At 47.9% G+C, this 18,983-nt stretch carries 8 protein-coding genes and 5 pseudogenes; all 13 read left to right on the plus strand.

The window, feature by feature from the left end:
- The first annotated feature begins 19 nt into the window (after positions 1 to 19).
- The 13 genes and pseudogenes from ptsP to alaS all read left to right on the plus strand — a co-directional run bounded on the left by ptsP (position 20) and on the right by alaS (position 18,882).
- Positions 20 to 1,714 carry a phosphoenolpyruvate--protein phosphotransferase gene (gene ptsP, locus JCM11969_RS07625; RefSeq protein WP_054710062.1) on the plus strand — a complete coding sequence of 565 codons (1,695 nt, stop codon included), beginning with the start codon at positions 20 to 22 and terminating at the stop codon, positions 1,712 to 1,714.
- Between the two features lie 1,350 nt (positions 1,715 to 3,064).
- Positions 3,065 to 4,240 (plus strand): glycosyltransferase family 4 protein, encoded by a 1,176-nt coding sequence (locus JCM11969_RS07630; RefSeq protein WP_054710064.1) that lies wholly within the window; start codon positions 3,065 to 3,067, stop codon positions 4,238 to 4,240.
- Between the two features lie 140 nt (positions 4,241 to 4,380).
- On the plus strand, positions 4,381 to 5,409 hold the full coding sequence (locus JCM11969_RS07635; protein WP_054710068.1) for a glycosyltransferase family 4 protein: 1,029 nt from the start codon (positions 4,381 to 4,383) through the stop codon (positions 5,407 to 5,409).
- Positions 5,410 to 5,414: 5 nt separating this feature from the next.
- Positions 5,415 to 6,487, plus strand: a pseudogene (locus tag JCM11969_RS07640) (lysylphosphatidylglycerol synthase transmembrane domain-containing protein).
- 398 nt (positions 6,488 to 6,885) lie between these two features.
- A pseudogene (gene ruvA / locus JCM11969_RS07645) lies at positions 6,886 to 7,490 on the plus strand (Holliday junction branch migration protein RuvA).
- Positions 7,491 to 7,503: 13 nt separating this feature from the next.
- Complete coding sequence (gene ruvB, locus JCM11969_RS07650) at positions 7,504 to 8,523, plus strand: Holliday junction branch migration DNA helicase RuvB (protein ID WP_054710071.1); 1,020 nt, start codon at positions 7,504 to 7,506, stop codon at positions 8,521 to 8,523.
- Positions 8,524 to 8,552: 29 nt separating this feature from the next.
- A complete protein-coding gene (queA, locus tag JCM11969_RS07655; protein ID WP_054710074.1) occupies positions 8,553 to 9,587 on the plus strand; it encodes a tRNA preQ1(34) S-adenosylmethionine ribosyltransferase-isomerase QueA in 1,035 nt (344 codons plus the stop codon).
- A gap of 635 nt (positions 9,588 to 10,222) precedes the next feature.
- Positions 10,223 to 11,364 (plus strand): annotated as a pseudogene (tgt, locus tag JCM11969_RS07660) (tRNA guanosine(34) transglycosylase Tgt).
- 67 nt (positions 11,365 to 11,431) lie between these two features.
- Positions 11,432 to 11,869, plus strand: a complete 438-nt coding sequence (yajC, locus tag JCM11969_RS07665; RefSeq protein WP_420864753.1) for a preprotein translocase subunit YajC — start codon at positions 11,432 to 11,434, stop codon at positions 11,867 to 11,869.
- A 208-nt stretch (positions 11,870 to 12,077) separates the two neighbouring features.
- Complete coding sequence (gene dinB, locus JCM11969_RS07670) at positions 12,078 to 13,148, plus strand: DNA polymerase IV (RefSeq protein ID WP_054710118.1); 1,071 nt, start codon at positions 12,078 to 12,080, stop codon at positions 13,146 to 13,148.
- A 63-nt stretch (positions 13,149 to 13,211) separates the two neighbouring features.
- Positions 13,212 to 14,182 (plus strand): annotated as a pseudogene (locus JCM11969_RS07675) (DHH family phosphoesterase).
- The gene (locus JCM11969_RS07680) at positions 14,175 to 15,536 is read left to right on the plus strand and encodes a DEAD/DEAH box helicase (protein ID WP_054710077.1); all 1,362 of its coding nucleotides are present in this window, start codon (positions 14,175 to 14,177) and stop codon (positions 15,534 to 15,536) included. The pseudogene JCM11969_RS07675 and the gene JCM11969_RS07680 overlap by 8 nt, the downstream one beginning before the upstream one ends.
- A gap of 703 nt (positions 15,537 to 16,239) precedes the next feature.
- Positions 16,240 to 18,882: pseudogene (alaS, locus tag JCM11969_RS07685) on the plus strand (alanine--tRNA ligase).
- Positions 18,883 to 18,983 lie beyond the last annotated feature (101 nt).

The raw sequence follows: 18,983 nt of genomic DNA on the forward strand, positions 1-18,983 counted from the left end.
CAAGTCGGTACTTAACGGAATCGCCGCCAGCGATGGTGTTGCGATTGCCGAGTCATATCGGCTGGTAGATCCGGACCTGTCTTTTGATAAGGTCAAGATCTCTGATGTTAATGCCCAGGCAACCAGGTTATCCGCTGCGCTTGTTGCGTCTAAACGTGAATTGGCGCAGATCAAAGAACATGCTATTCAAACAATGGGTGAGGATGAAGCCGCCGTTTTCGACGCGCACCTCGCCATTCTGTCCGATCCAGAAATGATTCGGCAGATTGTTAAACAAATCCGTGACCAGCGGGTGAGTGCCGAGGAGGCGCTGACCGTTGTCACGGATTCGTACGTTAAACTGTTTGAAAACATGCAGGATAACCCGTATATGCGTGAGCGGTCTGGCGATATTCGGGACGTGACAAAGCGGGTATTAGCGCATTTGCTGGGTGTTGAATTGCCGAATCCGGCGCTGATCGACCATGAAGTGATCGTGGTCGCTCATGATCTGACCCCAAGTGATACGGCTCAATTAGATCGCCGATTTGTGAAGGGGTTCATTACCGATATCGGTGGGCGAACCTCTCACTCCGCAATTATGTCGCGAACGCTTGAAATTCCAGCGGTTGTTGGTACCAAAGAAGCAACGTCACTGATTGAAGATGGCCAGCCACTTATTTTGGATGGCATTCACGGCCAGGCGATTTTGCAGCCAACAAGCACTGAACGTCAGGAATACCACGATATGGCAATCGATTATCAAACACAGCGGATCGAGTGGCAGAAACTGCAAGACAAGCCAAGTGTGACGAAGGATGGTGTCCACCACGTTCTAGCTGCCAACATTGGGACACCAGAGGACCTGACTGCCGTAAAGACAAATGGGGCTGAGGGTGTCGGCTTATTTCGCAGCGAGTTTCTGTACATGAATGCCAATAATTGGCCAACCGAAGATGACCAGTTTGAAGCCTATAGGACCGTTGTTCAAGGCATGGCGGGCAAACCCGTTGTCGTGCGCACCATGGATATTGGTGGTGACAAGGGGTTGCCTTATTTGGACATGCCAAAAGAAATGAATCCGTTTATGGGCTACCGGGCGATTCGGATCAGCCTAAGTAAGACGGCAATCTTTAGAACCCAATTACGGGCGCTGTTGCGGGCATCGGCCTATGGTGATCTTGGTATCATGTTTCCGATGATCGCAACACTTGATGAGTTTCGCTCGGCAAAGCGGATCACCAAGGAGGAACATCAGAAGTTGCTGGATGACGACGTTCCGGTAGGCGACCCGCAGTTGGGCATAATGGTTGAGGTGCCGGCTGCCGCTATTTTGGCCGATCAGTTTGCTAAGGAAGTCGATTTTATGAGTATCGGCACGAACGACCTGATCGGGTATTCAATGGCTGCTGACCGCACGAATGAACGCGTTTCTTACCTTTATCAACCCTACAACCCAGCGATTTTACGTTTGATCAAACACGTGATCGATGCCTGTCATCAGGAGGGCAAAATTGCGGCCATGTGCGGCGAAATGGCGGGTGACCAGTTGGCAGTCCCAATTTTGGTCGGCATGGGCTTAGACGAGTTCTCAATGAGTGCAACAAGCATTCTAAAAACACGGGCGTTGTTTCGCCGGTTAGATTCGGCTAAGATGGCTGTTTTAGCCGATAAGGCGATTCATGCTGGCACCAATGAAGAAGTGATTAAATTGGTGGATGAATTCGTGTTTTAGAGCGTGTAGGAAAACGGGAGGAAGCGGAGGGCCTTTCGAATGTTAGGTGATAGTCCGTTGCATTCCGCAATTTGGCACTCCGTGTAGTGGCTCGCGACTGAGCTAACTCGATTTCTGCTGCGCAGCTCTCGAGTGGATCTCAATCGTCTCGCACATCAGTAACCGACCGAAGAACGGTCGCTAACTGATGTCGACACCACAGCTCCGTGCCAAATTGCTGCATTCTACTCACGTTGAGCTTATTTTTACTACTAGTTAAGCATCACATTGGTGTTAAACCAAGTTTGAAGAGAATCCGCCCTCGACTGCTAGTAAGGCAATTAACAGCAATGCTTCTCATGATGTGTCTGTCACCAGTAACGATTAATATAGAGGTTTCGTGATACCACTTTTGAAGACTTATTAACTGTGATGACCACTGTCAGCATTGCAGGGTAGTGGAGCCATCCGGCATTGCAGGCTCTGTGGTTGTCGGTGGTCGTTAGCGGCCGTCCTTAAGCCGGTTACGAACACGGGAGACATAGGAGATCTTTGAATTTCTAGTGTATATTGCGGAAACGTGTTCCGCAGGCCTGCTCCACACTCTTACTTCAGCCTGCAGGGCCGAACGGTGGAACGAAGCGACATTAAGTGCTACTTTGAATCACCCAACAATGGAGAGTACCCATTGCGGAGCGCGCTTCCACTATGGAAAATAGATAGAATTTTTCAGTTTTCCGAATTACGTTTCAGCACAGCTGACAAGAAAAATTATGTGAATAAAAAACTAACATCCTAAAAACACAAAAGCACCAGCCCAAAATCCAGGATAGGAATTTGGGCTGGTGCTTTTGTGATGCATAGGGTGTGCACGGGTTCGTGATGCAGACGAAATAAACAACGCTGTGGCTTGACACCAGCTCGTCAGTCACGTAAGATACTTGTAAAATCATATTATATGGGATATAGTATGTATTCACCAGGTCCTAACGGCGAGATCAGCCAATGGCATTGACTTCAAAAAAGACTAGTAACAGGTGGTTAATTGAAGTTGACAGGACTCGTTCAACTCGGTAGGATAGGGTAACTTTTCAATTCAAGACAATTGGTTATTTGATTGGCGGTTGCGTTACGGCGCAAAATGCTATATAGTTAATTACTGAAGTAACTAACCTGTCAATTTGTTAAATTGTTAAATTTACATGCCAATTTACGAAGTTATCGGCCGTTTGGCTTGGACTAACGCTAAAGAGGGCGTATGATTAATTGTGATAACATGGGCGTTTGAAGTCCATTATTAGACTGTAGAAGCGGTACAGATTTAATAAGTTCTGTCCGTTATGTTGAACTAATTTTGTTGGGGGGATCAGCGTGAACATTGGACTATTTACGGATACCTACTTCCCTCAGGTAAGTGGTGTTGCCACATCCATTAAAATTTTAAAACACGAACTTGAAAAACAAGGGCATAGAGTCTACATTTTCACGACGACTGACCCGCATATTGAGCGCGACGTATATGAACGCAATATTTTCCGGTTCCCAAGTGTGCCGTTTGTGTCGTTTACTGACCGGCGCATCGCGTTTCGTGGGCTGTTTCATGCCTATCAAATTGCGAAAGAACTGGATTTAGACATTATTCATACGCAAACCGAGTTCTCAATGGGGTGGATCGGCAAATTTGTGGCGCGGAACCTTAAGATTCCGTGTCTGCATACCTACCATACAATGTATGAGGATTACCTGCACTATGTGGCTAACGGTAAAATTTTAAAGCCGGTGCACGTTAAACAAATGACGCTTGCGTTTTGTGCCCATTTAGATGGCGTGGTTGCGCCAAGTGATCGTGTGATCGATACGCTAACCGGGTATGGTGTTAAGACACCGATTCGTGTCATTCCAACTGGCATTGTCTTGGATCAGTATGCGCAGCCAAGTGCGCTAAATGTTCGTGAAACTTACAACATTTCACCAGATGCACCGCTGATTTTATCACTCAGCCGGCTTGCGTTTGAAAAAAATATTAAAGAAGTTATCGATGGGATGCCAAAGGTGATCGACGAATTGCCGAACGCCAAGATGTTGATCGTTGGTGATGGTCCAGCCCGGGAAACACTCGAACAACAGGTTAAGAATCTGAAACTAGACGACCACGTTATTTTTACCGGTGAGATCAATAACGACAAGGTTGCCGCATTTTACCAAGCTGCCGACCTCTTTGTCTCAGCTTCTGAATCAGAATCTCAGGGACTGACCTACATTGAGTCGTTGGCAGCTGGCACCAAGATCGTTGTCAAACACAGCCCATATACTGATGACCTGTTGGCGGGCGATACGCTTGGCAGTACCTTTGCCAGCTTTGATGAGATGGTTGCCGATATGGTGCATTTTCTTAAGGATCCTGTTATTAAGGACCAAGAAACGCTTAAGAAAACGTTGCACGATTCGTCGTCAGATGCGTTTGGCGAACAGGTCGTTGCGTTTTATCAGGACTGTCAACTCGCTTACGAGCAAGTTCATGAAGACTCAGCTGGAATCAGTAACTAAGTGTAGAAGACTGGAAAAGGCAGAAATTCGGGACGAGTTTTTGCCTTTTTGCGTGTTTTATTTTGAGTGATACTATCAGTTGGGGTGCTAGGCTAGCGGTTGGGGTTACAACGACTGCGGATTATGATGAGGAGTGCCAAATGTTAAAGATAACCATGTTTTCAACAGCGGATAAAGTTGCCGGTCAGGGCGTTGGCAGTGTCTACGTCGAACTGTTGCGATTGCTGCGAACACAGGCAAATGATGAATTGAAGATTCAGGTCAACACCTACGGACGGGCTGATATTAGTCATTATCACACCATCAATCCGCAGTATTATTTATCGACCTTTATGCCGAATCGCGGCCGCAAGATCGGGTTCGTTCATTTTTTGCCTGAAACACTTGAGGGGAGTCTTAAACTTCCTCGACTGTTTAAGGGGATTTTTTACCGGTATGTCATTGCGTTTTATAAACGGATGGATCAGCTGGTCGTGGTGAACCCCAGTTTTAAGGAAAAATTGATGGCGTATGGGATTCCAGAGGCAAAAATCACTTATATTCCTAACTTTGTCAGCAGCAGTACCTTCTATCCAGTGACGGATAAGAAGCGGACTGAGTTGCGGGAACAGTATCATTTTCCCGATAAGTTTACCGTTCTAGGGTCTGGTCAAGTCCAGGTTCGAAAAGGGGTCCCAGACTTTATCGAATTGGCAAAACGCAATCCCGATATGCAGTTCATTTGGACGGGAGGCTTTTCCTTTGGCCGGATCACAGACGGTTATGCGGAACTGAAGAAAGTGGTTGATGATCCGCCGGCTAACCTGAGCTTTCCAGGAATCGTCGACCGCAACAAGTTAGTGGACTACTATAATATGGCCGATGTTTTTCTGTTACCGTCCTATAACGAGCTCTTTCCCATGTCAGTTTTGGAGTCGTTCAGTACCCATACCCCAGTCCTGGTGCGTAACCTTGACCTGTATGATGCCATCTTAAAAGGTGACTATCTTGGCGCTGATGACGTTGACGAAATGGATCGAGATCTCCATGAACTGCGCGATGATCCGGCGGCTCTACAGGCGTTGCAGGATAAGGCAAAGGACGCTGCTGATTACTATTCCGAAGATCGACTCGTTAAGATCTGGGTCAAGTTCTATCAGGATCAAGCACATCTACGTAAAAGAGGATAGAAACTATGTCGAGACGTAATAAACTGGTACTGGTCCTGATGCTGATCTTAGGACTTGGCGTTTTTGGGTATTCCCTGTGCGACATCAAGATCAGTATTTTGATTCATGACTTTACCACCATTAATCTTTGGTGGCTGGCAGTAGCCATCGGCTGTATGTGTGTGTACTTCGGCCTTGAAGGACTGATCGTTAAGCTGCTGGTTGAGAAACGATTAGGAAAATATTCGTACAAGAGCGCGCTGCGGATCCCGTTGATCGAGCAGTTGTTTAACGGCATTACACCGTTTTCTTCCGGTGGGCAGCCGGCCCAGTTAGTGGCGATGCTGCAATCGGGTGTTGATGGTGGTCGGGCAAGCTCCATCCTGCTGATGAAGTTCGTTGTCTTTCAGGCGATGATTGTCATCAACTTCCTGATTGCCTTGATCATCGGCTTTCATTACATGGTCGCTAAAATGAGCTACCTAGCACTCTTTGTAGTGTTAGGCTTCATTATCCATTTTTCAGTCATTGTCGGCTTACTGCTGATCATGTTTTGGCCGCGATTTACTAAAAAATTAATTAAGGTCGTGACCTGGCCGCTCAAGTTCTTTATGAAACCGGAACGGGTCTCGAAAATGGCCGCGAACCTGGATAATAAAGTGGACTTGTTTTACGACGAAAGTGTGCGACTACTCAGTGAGCGTAAGTTGCTGATCGAAGTGGTTATCGTGACGTTCTTTCAACTCCTGTTCTATTACCTTGTCCCATACTTTATCATGCTGGCACTTGGCTATTCACACGTCAACGCCGTTATGGTCACATGCCTGCATATTCTGATCATCATGGTGATCTCCATCTTCCAATTCCGGGTGGTGAAGGCGGGGCGGAATATAGTTTTGAAGTTTTATTTAGAAGCTACATTACCAACTCCAGCAAATTAGTGTTGGCCATGCTGTTGTGGCGGATCCTGACGTACTATTTTGGAATCTTTGCCGGTATCGGCGCTCTGGGTGTGAAACCGGACCCGTTGAAACCGCATGACCGCCAGAAGATCGAAAATGAAGAAGCAAAAGAAAAGGGAGCAAAAACACCAAAGTAAGCTTGGCCGATGGCTGGGCTTTTTTTTAGAGGGTGAAGGAAAACGGGTGAGACCAGAACGTAAGGCACGGGCGTGATAAATCCCGGTCCTGGATTTGTCACACCTGCGCCTTACGTGGCCGGTCTCAGTTTTCCGAAACCCGTTTCGGCACGGTTGCCAAAAAAATACTGCTTAGTCGGTTTGGAATGAGTCAAAAAAGTGGCACAAAAGCCACACCTAAACCAACGGCAACTCAACACCGACGTGCCTCGTAACCCTTGACAGATCAAACGTTAACACCAACCAACAAACCGGCACTCAGCCTGACACTCAAGCTTGATTCAACGCCTTGTTTCATGGTACACTTTTTAGGCAAACATACGTTTTTAAACGGTAAGGAAATGGGGGACGATCACACCATGTTTCAGTATTTAGAGGGCCGGATCACCGACGTTCAACCCGCGTACATCGTGGTTGACGTGCACGGCGTTGGCTACCTCGTTCGAGCCGCCAATCCCTATCAGTACGAGGTTGGTGATCAACTTGTGCGCGTGTACGTGCACCAGACGATCAGTGATACCGCCCAAGTATTATATGGATTTGCGACTTTGGATGAGAAAAAACTTTTCGAAAAACTATTAGCGGTTTCTGGCATCGGTGCTAAAAGTGCGCTTGCCATTCTTGCTAACGGCGATCAGGCCGCAATTATTCGGGCCATTCAAGATAACGATGTTAAATTTTTAACCCATTTTCCGGGCGTTGGGAAAAAGACCGCGCAGCAAATTGTGCTTGATCTTAAAGATAAACTGGAAGACCTGGGTGAGGTTGGGTTATTTGCCACGCAGCGTGAGCCCGAAACACCAACCTCAGACAATCCGCAGTTGGCGGATGCTTGGCAGCACTGACAGCACTTGGTTATCGCGATCGCGACGTGGCAAAACTCGAAGCCACTTTGAGCCAAGAACCAGGCAAAACCACTGACGATTATTTAAGCGCCGGATTGAAACTATTAACAAACGCATAGGGGAGGTGACATTGTGAACGATGATGATGAACGGTTGGTTTCCGGTCAGCCACAGGGTGACGAAGAGTCAGCTGTTGAACAGTCATTACGACCAAGTTCGCTGGATCAATACATTGGCCAGTCAGCCTTAAAAGACGAACTTAAAGTCTATATCCAAGCGGCCAAACAGCGGGAAGAAGCCTTGGATCATGTGCTGCTTTACGGGCCTCCTGGTTTAGGTAAAACGACGCTGGCAATGATCATTGCTAGTGAAATGCAGGTCGGTATTAAAACGACGAGTGGCCCTGCAATTGAAAAAACGGGTGATCTCGTTGCGTTGCTGAATGAATTGCAGCCGGGCGATGTGCTGTTTATTGATGAAATTCATCGGCTCCCTAAAATTGTTGAGGAAATGCTGTATTCGGCGATGGAAGATTTCTTTGTTGATATCGTGGTGGGTCAGGGACCAACTGCCCACCCCGTCCATTTCCCGTTACCGCCATTTACATTGATCGGTGCGACGACGCGGGCCGGACTCTTATCAGCGCCATTGCGCGACCGGTTTGGTATCGTGGGACACATGGCCTATTACGATGTCGCCGATCTTGAACAGATTGTGATTCGGTCTGCAGGCATTCTGCATTCACCGATCGATGAGCAGGGCGCTCACGAAATTGCGCGCCGGTCACGAGGAACGCCGCGAATTGCAAACCGGCTGCTCAAGCGGATCCGTGATTTTGCGGAGGTGTCGACGTCCCATGACGGCATTGATTTAGCAATCGTTCAAAAAGCATTGAACATGTTGCAAGTTGATGATCAGGGACTCGACCGAACGGATATTAAATTACTTAAAACGATGATTACTTACTATGATGGCGGTCCGGTGGGATTAAACACGATCGCCGCTAACATTGGTGAAGAAACCGAAACTGTTGCGGAAATGTACGAGCCGTTCTTGTTACAGCTGGGGTTCATTAAACGCACTGCCCGCGGCCGAATGGTCACGGCTCAAGCGTATGAACACCTTGGCATTCCAGAACCGCATAACGACTAATACTGCTCAACCTTGAAAGGAAGACGACCATGACACTGACTACAGATGATTTTGACTATGATCTACCGCACGAACTCATTGCACAAACCCCCATTGAAAAACGGGATGCATCCCGTCTTTTGGTAATGGACCATGCCACTGGCGCTTTAGAAGATAAGCATTTTTATGACATCATTGATGAACTGCATGCCGGTGACGCGGTGGTCATGAATGATTCACGGGTCATGCCAGCCCGCATTTACGGGATAAAACCGGATACTGGCGGTCATGTTGAAGTGCTGCTGTTACATAACACTAATGGCGACGAGTGGGAGACGCTCATGAAGCCGGCGAAGCGCATCAAAGTCGGGACAACGGTCACGTTTGGCGATGGTCAGTTAACGGCAACCGTCACCAAGGAATTAGAGCATGGTGGCCGGATGATTGAATTCCATTACGATGGGATCTTTATGGAGATTTTGGAAAAATTGGGTGAAACACCACTGCCTCCTTATATTAAGGAAAAGTTGGATGATCCTGAACGCTACCAAACGGTTTATGCGCGCGAATCAGGTTCTGCAGCTGCGCCAACAGCTGGTTTGCACTGGACGAAAGAACTCTTGCAAAAAGTACAGGACAAGGGCATTAAGCTTGTTTATTTGACGCTCCATGTTGGTCTGGGGACATTCCGGCCAGTCGACGAGAAAAATATTGATGACCATAAGATGCACTCTGAGTTCTATCGGTTGTCAGAAGAATCTGCAAAAACACTGAATGAAGTCCGAGCCAACGGTGGTCGCATTGTGGCCACGGGGACAACGTCAATTAGAACGTTGGAGACAATCGGCACAAAGTTTAACGGTGAGATCAAGGCTGATTCTGGCTGGACGGACATCTTCATCTTCCCAGGCTACCAGTGGAAAGTAGTGGATGCATTCATCACTAATTTCCACTTGCCAAAATCAACGCTAGTTATGTTGGTGGCAGCCTTTACGGGCAGAGATAACATTTTGAATGCCTATCAGCACGCCATTGAAGAGAAATATCGGTTCTTTAGTTTTGGGGATGCGATGTTCATTAAGTAGAGCGTGAAGCAAGGCGGTTTAGGGGCGGTGTGTAACGGACTCTGACCGAAAAGTCCGGGTCTGACTTTTTGGTCAGAGTCCGTTACACGTTAGCCCCGTGCCTTGCTGAACGCGTTTCGGCTCGAGGACAGAGGCCCACAAGAAATGCCTGATTTTGGCATTTTTGCCAGAGTTAGCTTATGCAGTAGCCCTCAGCCTTGCTGAACGCGTTTCCGCTAGATAAAAGCAAAGCACGTCGCAAGTGGCTCTCTAATAACAAAAAACGCAATCTTGGCAATTTTGTCAGAACCCTCTTACACGTTAGCCTCGCTTACTGAACGCGTTTCGGCTCGAGGACAGAGAACTTCAAAACAATGATCTCAGTTTCTAAATTTATTAATTGAGGAATGCGCATTAACAACAAATAGTAATAACGCTTTAGATCTACATTGTACTATTGGCTACCGCCTTCTCTGTCACATTGTCGAAACGTGTTTCGCAAGGCAAGGGGCGGCAATGTAACGGACTCTGGCAAAAATCCAAACCCGGGATTTTCTGCCAGAGTCCGTTACATTCTGCCCCTAGGCGCCTTGCTCCACACTCTGATCCATGCTACATTAAAGGAACGATTTTCAAGAACGGAGGCACATTCTTTTATGGAACCAGCGATTAAGTATCGCTTAATTAAAACTGAAAAACACACTGGCGCACGGCTTGGTGAGCTGATCACACCACACGGTACCTTTCCAACACCCATGTTCATGCCGGTTGGCACTCAGGCTACAGTAAAGTCTTTGGCCCCGGAAGAACTTGATGAGATGGGTGCTGGTGTGATTTTGGCCAATACTTATCACCTTTGGCTGCAACCCGGCGAAGATCTCGTCAAAGAGGCCGGTGGGCTGCACAAGTTTATGAACTGGCAGAAACCAATTTTGACTGATTCTGGCGGCTTTCAGGTCTTTTCACTTGCTGAGAATCGCAACATCACCGAGGAAGGCGTTCATTTTAGAAATCCGTCTAACGGAGACAAACTATTCTTGTCTCCTGAAAAGGCGATGCAGATCGAAAACGATTTGGGACCCGACATCATGATGAGTTTGGATGAATGTCCGCCCTTCTTTGAGAGCTACGACTACATCAAACACTCCGTTGAACGGACGTCTCGGTGGGCAGAACGCGGTTGAATGCACATCGTAACCCTGATTGGCAAGGGTTGTTTGGCATTGTTCAAGGGGCCGGTTACGAAGAACTACGTCGCCAATCAGCCAATGATCTGGTCAGCATGGATTTTCCTGGCTACTCGATCGGTGGGTTGTCCGTCGGTGAATCTAAGGCGGAAATGAACCAGGTGCTAGAATTTACAACGCCAATGTTGCCAACGAATAAACCGCGTTACCTCATGGGGGTCGGGTCGCCTGACTCCCTCATCGATGGCGTCATGCGCGGCATCGACATGTTTGACTGCGTGCTGCCAACACGGATCGCGCGTCGTGGGACCTGCATGACGAGTCACGGTCGGGTGACAGTGAAGAACGCACAGTACGAACGTGATTTCAGTCCAATTGACGATAATTGTGACTGCTACGCGTGCCGAAACTATACGCGGGCGTATATTCGCCACTTGTTTAAAGCTGATGAGAGTTTTGGACTGCGGTTGACAAGTTACCATAATTTGTATTTCTTACTCCATTTGATGAAACAGGTTCGTCAGGCAATTATGGACGATAATTTGTTGGAATTTAGAGAAAACTTCTTTGAAGCATACGGTTATAACGTCCCGAACCCCAAAAATTTCTAGCGTTTTCAGAGATACCATGGACGAAGGTCCAATTTTTTGTTAAATTATAGAGTAGACGAAAAGGTGGGTGAAACAATTGACAGTTTTAGCAGCAAGTTCCGCTAGTAGCTATTCCGGTATCATCTTGATCCTGGTCATGATCGTGGCCATGTACTTCTTGATGATTCGGCCGCAACGTAAGCAACAACAAAAGCATCAAGATACATTATCAAAGCTTCAAAAGGGTGACCACGTTGTTACCATTGGTCGGCTTCATGGTGTTGTTGATGAGATCAACAACGAAGCCAAGACCGTAACCATTGACTGCGATGGCATTTTCTTAGTCTTTGACTTAAACGCGATCGGTTCAGTTTCTCAACGGGCAGCTAGTTCAGAAGTCGCCGCAGAACCAGCCAAGGCAGAAACAAAGCCAGCTGACGATGCAGCTGCTGACACCGCTTCAACTGAAACGGCAGACAAACCAGCCGACTCAGATGAAACTACTGATCAAGACGCTGACAAATAGGTGCTTGGTTGTTTAGAATCTCCCGTTATTGGGAGGTTTTTTTATTTGGCGTGGGATTCTCTGGCTTCGTTACTGCACGCGGTTTTCTGGCTTGCAAGCGTTCAGGACCTTCGCTATAATGGAATGATGTTTTAGGTGAAAGTAAGGGGGCGGTAACTTGGATAATCCAACGCAAATTGATGATCATCGACACATTTTGCACGTCGATATGGATGCGTTTTATGCGTCAATTGAAGAGCGGGATACCCCAGCTTACAAGACCGTTCCCTTAGTGATCACTCGTGATCCGCGAACAACTGGCGGCCGCGGCGTTGTGACAACCGCAAACTACGTGGCGCGGCAGTATGGGATCCATTCGGCGATGCCGGCTCAGCAGGCGTTAAAATTGTGCCCAAAAGCGACGTTTATTCCACCGAATTTTCCGCATTATCGGGAAATCTCTGACCACATTCATGAGATCTTTCATCAATATACGGACATCATTGAAACGGTCGCGTTTGATGAAGCCTATCTGGATGTGACCCAGAATAAACCTGACATCAAAGACCCCGTTGTTTTAGCGGCCGAGATGCAGCGTCAAATTTGGCAGGAGACTCACCTGACTTGTTCAGTCGGCATTTCATACAGTAAGTTTTTAGCTAAGGAAGCTTCCGACTACCGTAAACCGGTTGGTGTCACTGTGATCCATGCTGAAGACGCACCTGATTTTTTGGCGAAGCTGCCAATTGAACGCTTCCGCGGCGTCGGGAAGAAGACCGTGCCTAAGATGCACGACCTCAATATTACGAATGGCGCCGACCTCTTAAAGTGGCATGAAATGGATCTGATCAACCAGTTTGGGCGGTTTGGTGAGGTGCTCTATCAGCGTGTTCGGGGTGTGGATAACCGCCCCGTTGAATATCAGCGGGATCGTAAGTCAATTGGCAAGGAGCGCACGTACTGGCCGTTTTTGACGACTCAGGGCGAAGTGACGACCCAGTTGACTAAATTAGCGGGAATGGTGGCCGCAGAAGTGCGCAAGAAGCAGACTCATGGCAGGACTGTTGTTCTAAAGGTGCGTTACGGTGACTTCAAGACGATCACTAAACGGTTTACCCAGGCAGATTTTATTGAGACGTCAGCGGATGAATTTTTACGGTTGGCACAGCAGTTAATGACGCAGATGCCAGCGCCGGATGATGGAATTCGCCTGCTTGGCATCACGCTGACTGGCCTGGCACCGCAAGCGTTTGAAAATATAAAATTACCGCTCTTTAATGACCATCGTGATTTTGAATAACAGCTCACAAAACGGTATACTAAAGGGCGACACTGTATGATATCGGACGGAAAGGTGACAAAAATGACACTACGCGAAACGCAATCAGCAATTTTAGACTTGATCAAACAGCATGACACCATTATTATTCACCGCCACCAGCGGCCTGACCCGGACGCCATTGGCTCCCAAATGGGGTTGGCAGGCATCTTGAAGGCGAGCTTTCCAACGAAAAAGATCTACTGCGTTGGGAAACAATATCCAGGATTTAACTGGCTTGGCACGACCGATGTGATTGAAGACGATGTTTACGACCACGCCCTCGTGATCGTGGTTGATACCGCCAACCAGCCGAGAGTCGACGATTTCCGCTATACTAAAGGCGATAAACTGGTTAAGATCGACCACCATCAAACGACGATGCGTTTGGCGATGTGCAGTGGGTAACACCGGCAGCATCAAGTACCTCAGAGCTGGTATTTGATTTTTACAAGGCCTTTGAGAACGACTTGACTTGCACGGACGACGCAGCCCGACTACTCTATGCCGGCATTGTTGGGGATACTGGCCGGTTCATGTACCCCGCAACCTCACCGCACACCATGCGTGTCGCTGGTGACCTGATGACATTCAATTTTTCGGCAAGTGATATCAACCAGCAAGAAGATGCCATTTCCTTGCCGCTGGCACGCTTGTCCGCCTATGTGTACCAGTCGCTGACGATTCTGCCATCGGGCGCTGCGTACATTAAGTTATCAGATGAAGTGGTCAAACCATTTAATTTAGGTGACGAGAGTACCAGTGCTGTGGTACCATTACCAGGCCGCCTAAATGAGGTCGTGGCCTGGGCCATCTTTGTGGAATCCAAGGATCACACCTTCCGGATCCGGTTACGGTCGAAGGGACCGTCCATTAATGATCTTGCTAAAAACCACGGTGGCGGCGGTCACGCACTCGCTAGTGGTGCGGTGGCCCATGATGATGATGAAATTAAACAGGTGATCAAGGAACTAGACGAAATCACCACCGCGTACAAAGGAGAAAAACATGAGTGAATCCTTTAAGGACTTCGGTCTGAAACCATTTTTAAACGAAGCCCTAACGGAATTGAATTTTAAAACCCCAACGCCGGTTCAAGAAAAATTGATTCCGGTCGTTAAAGCTGGCAAAAGTGTTGTCGGCCAGTCTCAAACAGGGAGTGGGAAGACCCACGCCTTTTTATTGCCTATTTTTGATAAGATCGATCCTAACAAGCACGAAGTTCAAGCTGTGATCACCACGCCAAGCCGTGAGTTAGCCTACCAGATCTATGGTGACGCGAAGCAGTTGGCCAAGCATAGTGAGGCTGAGATTCGCATCGGTAACTACGTGGGTGGCACGGATAAGAAGCGTCAGATCGATAAGCTGCAACGTGAACAGCCTGAGATCGTCATCGGGACACCCGGTCGTGTTTTGGATCTGATCCAATCAAACGCTTTAGACATTCACACCGCAACGCAATTTGTTGTCGACGAAGCTGATATGACCCTGGACCTCGGGTTCTTGGAACAGGTCGATAAGATTGCTGGGCGGATGCCTGAGAATCTGCAGATGATGGTCTTTTCGGCAACGATTCCTGACAAGTTGCGGCCATTTTTACGCAAGTACATGGACAACCCAGTGATCGAAGAGATCCCAGTAAAATCAGTGATTAGTCCAACCATTGATAACTGGCTGTTATCAACCAAGGGCCGGTCAAAGAACGAGCTGATCTACAAGCTTTTGACGATGGGTGAACCATACTTAGCGTTGGTCTTTGCGAACACTAAAAAACGAGTCGTTGAAATTGCCGACTTCTTGAAGAGTCAGGGCCTTAAAGTGGCTGTGATTCATGGTGATTTGCCAGCTCGGGAACGGAAACGTGTCATGCGCGAGGTTCAGAACCTGGACTTCCAATTCGTGGTTGCGACAGACTTAGCAGCTCGAGGCATTGATATTGAAGGGGTTTCCCACGTGATCAACGACGGGATTCCTGAAGATCTGGATTACTTTATTCACCGTGTCGGCCGGACTGGTCGTAAGGGCATGCAGGGAACAGCAATTACGCTGTACTCACCAGATGATGAAGACCAGATTGAAGCATTAGAGGATTTAGGCATTGTCTTTAAGCCTAAGGAACTCAAAAATGGCGAAATCGTGGATTCCTTCGACCGTAATCGGCGAAAGAAGCGCGGGAATAAGCCGGTTAAAATCTCCGGCAGCATGGCTGGTGCCATTCATAAGGCTAAGAAAAAGGTCAAACCAGGATATAAGCGGCGCATTAAGAAAGCCATCAGCCGTGAACAGCAAATGGAACACCGTATTGAAATTCGGCAAAAACAGCGCCAGGCTAAGAAGCGAAAGAAAGCTTCGTCGGAGCGTTATAAGTAGTCTTTCTGTTTTTAGGAATGGTTTTGTTTTATAACTAGCTTATAAATCCGTTGCATTTCACAATTTGGCACGGAATCGTGGTGGTTCGCGACTCCGTGCCAAATTGTTCCATTCCACTCACGTTGGATGTACTTTTTCTTTTTGTTAAACATCACAATAGCTTTAACCCTGGTTCGAAGAGCAGTCCGCCCTTGACTGCTTTCGAGTCCATGATTCGCAATGCTTCATACTAAACCTGTCGTGCTAGTATCTACTGATTATCAGACAGCGGTTGTGGTTCCTTATTAATGACAGTAACCTAATGCCGCAATTGTAGCGTAGTGGAGCCGGTCGGCGTTCCGGAGCGACCCCACCTCAGCCTGCAGGGCCGACCAGCGCAACGAAGCGGGGGATATAGACTACGTGGAATGAGTAATCTACTATTACCTGACGAGATTGACATTTAAAGCGTGAACATCTATACTAAATTTCGTGTTAACAACAAGGATATGCTTTGAGGCCGGTCTTTCAGAAACGTTTTGGCAGCTGTGAAAAACGATTCCCAGTCAAAGTGCTCCCTTGCCGTTTAATTGAATACGTTGCTCAAACGATTTTGAGCTTAAGAGGTAAACGATCAGCATCGTTGCAAGTAAAGTGGTACCGCGTCTATGGCGTCTTTACTTACAGCGGTGCTTTATTATTTTTTTAAGGAGATAAACGCACTATGAAGCAGTTAAGCAGCAGCCAGATCCGCCAAATGTATCTGGACTTTTTCAAGAGTAAGGGTCACACCATTGAACCGAGCGCTTCACTGATTCCAGTTGACGATCCAACCTTGCTTTGATCAATTCAGGGGTCGCAACCATGAAGAAATATTTCAACGGGTCAGTTGTCCCTTCAAACCCGCGGTTGACGAGTTCACAAAAGTCGATCCGGACAAACGATATTGAAAACGTGGGTCGGACTGCCCGGCACCACACCCTGTTTGAAATGTTGGGGAACTTCTCAGTGGGCGATTACTTCAAGAAAGAAGCCATTACCTGGGCCTGGGAGTTACTGACTTCCAAGGACTGGTTTGACTGGGATCCCGATCTGTTATACATGACCGTTTATCCCCAAGATGACGATGCCAAGAAGTTCTGGCAGGAAGCGGGCGTTCAACCCGACCACATCATCGAAGCGGAAGATAACTTCTGGGATATCGGTGAAGGCCCTTCAGGTCCCGATTCAGAAATCTTTTACGACCGCGGGGAATCATTTAATAATTTAGCTGAGGATGATCCTGAAAACTACCCAGGCGGCGAAAACGAACGGTACCTTGAAGTGTGGAACATTGTGTTCTCACAGTTTAACCACGAACCTGATGGCTCATACAAGCCGCTCCCACGTAAAAACATTGATACTGGGATGGGCCTTGAGCGGGTCGTTTCTGTGTTCCAAAATGCCAAGACTAACTTCGAAACTGACTTATTCTTGCCAATGATTCACGCTACTGAAGATTTCAGTGATGGCAAGACTTATAATTCTGATCCGAAACTTGATATTTCATTTAAAGTGATCGCTGACCATTCTCGAGCAATCACGTTTGCTATCGGTGATGGCGCGCTGCCGTCAAACGACGGTCGGGGCTACGTGATCCGGCGGTTGATTCGTCGGGCCGTTGTTAATGGGCGTAAACTAGGCATCAACGGGGCGTTCTTATACAAACTTGTTCCCGTCGTGGGCCAAGTAATGCAATCCTACTACCCAGAAGTCTTAGAACAAGCTGATTACATCGCGAAGGTCGTGAAGTCTGAAGAAGACCGGTTTAACGAAACCTTGACTGACGGGTTAGCCCTGTTAAATGATCTGGTCGCTAAGACCAAGGAAAGCGGCGCGAAGGAAATTGATGGTGCCGAGGCCTTTAAGCTTTATGATACTTACGGCTTCCCCGTTGAACTGACACGTGAATACACACTTGATGAAGGCATTACCGTTGATGAAGACGGTTTTAAGGCTGAAATGAAGAAGCAGCAAGACCGTGCCCGGAACGCCCGCAGTAAGGATGAATCCATGGGGGTTCAAACGGATCTGCTGATTGGCGTGAAGAGTCCAAGCGAGTACGTCGGCTATACGCAATTAGACGTCAAGGATGCCAAGGTGACGGATATGGTCGCGGATGGTGCGCTTGTTGACGGTGCCGAAGCCGGTACTGTGCAGGTTATTTTTGATAAAACACCATTCTACGCTGAAATGGGTGGCCAAATTGCGGATCAGGGTGATATTTTGGCAGCCGATGGCAGCGTTGTTGCGACTGTGGCGGACGTTCAGCACGCCCCAAATGGTCAAAATCTGCATACTTTGAAGCTGCAACAGCCAATGCACGTTGGCGACAGTTTTGAATTAAAGGTTGACGCTGCTCCCACAGTAAGGTTGAAAAGAACCATACAGCGACCCACTTATTGGATCAAGCACTGCGAAACGTGTTTGGTGGTCATACCCAGCAAGCTGGTTCATTAGTTGAACCAAACTACCTGCGATTTGACTTTACCCACTTTGGTCAGGTGACTGAAGCGGACCTGGCTAAGGTTGAAGCCATCGTCAACGAGAAGATCTTCGAAGAAATCCCCGTTACGACGGTTGAGACTGATCAGGCCACTGGTAAGAAGATGGGTGCCATCGCGCTGTTTAGCGACAAGTATGGCGACAAGGTCCGGGTCGTTTCCATCGGCGACTTCTCAATTGAATTCTGCGGTGGGACCCACGTTAAGAATACCAACGAATTAGGGTTGTTCAAGATTGTTTCTGAAACTGGGATCGGTGCCGGCACACGGCGGATCGAAGCAGTGACAGCCGGTGATGCTTATAAGTATCTCAAGGCTCATGATGATCTGCTGACAACGACCGCCGCCGCACTCAAGACACCACAAGTTGAAGAAGTGCCCGCAAAGGTGGCACAACTCCAGGAACAAATTAAGACCTTGACGAACGAAAAGGCCGGTGTTGAACCAAGTTGGCTGGCCAACAGGCTGACAAGATCTTTGATAACGTTCAGGAGATCAATGGTAAACAATTGATCACCGGTGTTGTGCAAGTTTCTTCAATGGATCAATTGCGCCAGCTTGCTGATACTTGGCGGCAAAAGAACCTGTCCGACGTTCTGGTTCTTGGTGCCCAGGTCGGTGAAAAGGCGAACTTGATCGTTGCAGCGAGTGACGGCGCCATGAAGGCGGGCATCAAGGCCGGCGATCTCATCAAAGCAATCTCACCAAAGATCAATGGTGGCGGCGGTGGTCGGCCAAACCTTGCCCAAGCCGGTGGGAAGAATCCTGCTGGATTAAACGATGCCATGAGCGAAGCGGCTAAATGGCTGTCAAATTTGGCATAACGTGGTAAACTATAGAGTACGTGACAACGCACCAGTAGGCGACATTAGTTTCTAAAAACGTTGCGTTTTATAGAAATCGATACGCTTCGACTACTGGTGGC

It is taken from the genome of Secundilactobacillus paracollinoides DSM 15502 = JCM 11969 (assembly GCF_001311135.1).
In the GTDB taxonomy this organism is placed as follows: domain Bacteria; phylum Bacillota; class Bacilli; order Lactobacillales; family Lactobacillaceae; genus Secundilactobacillus; species Secundilactobacillus paracollinoides.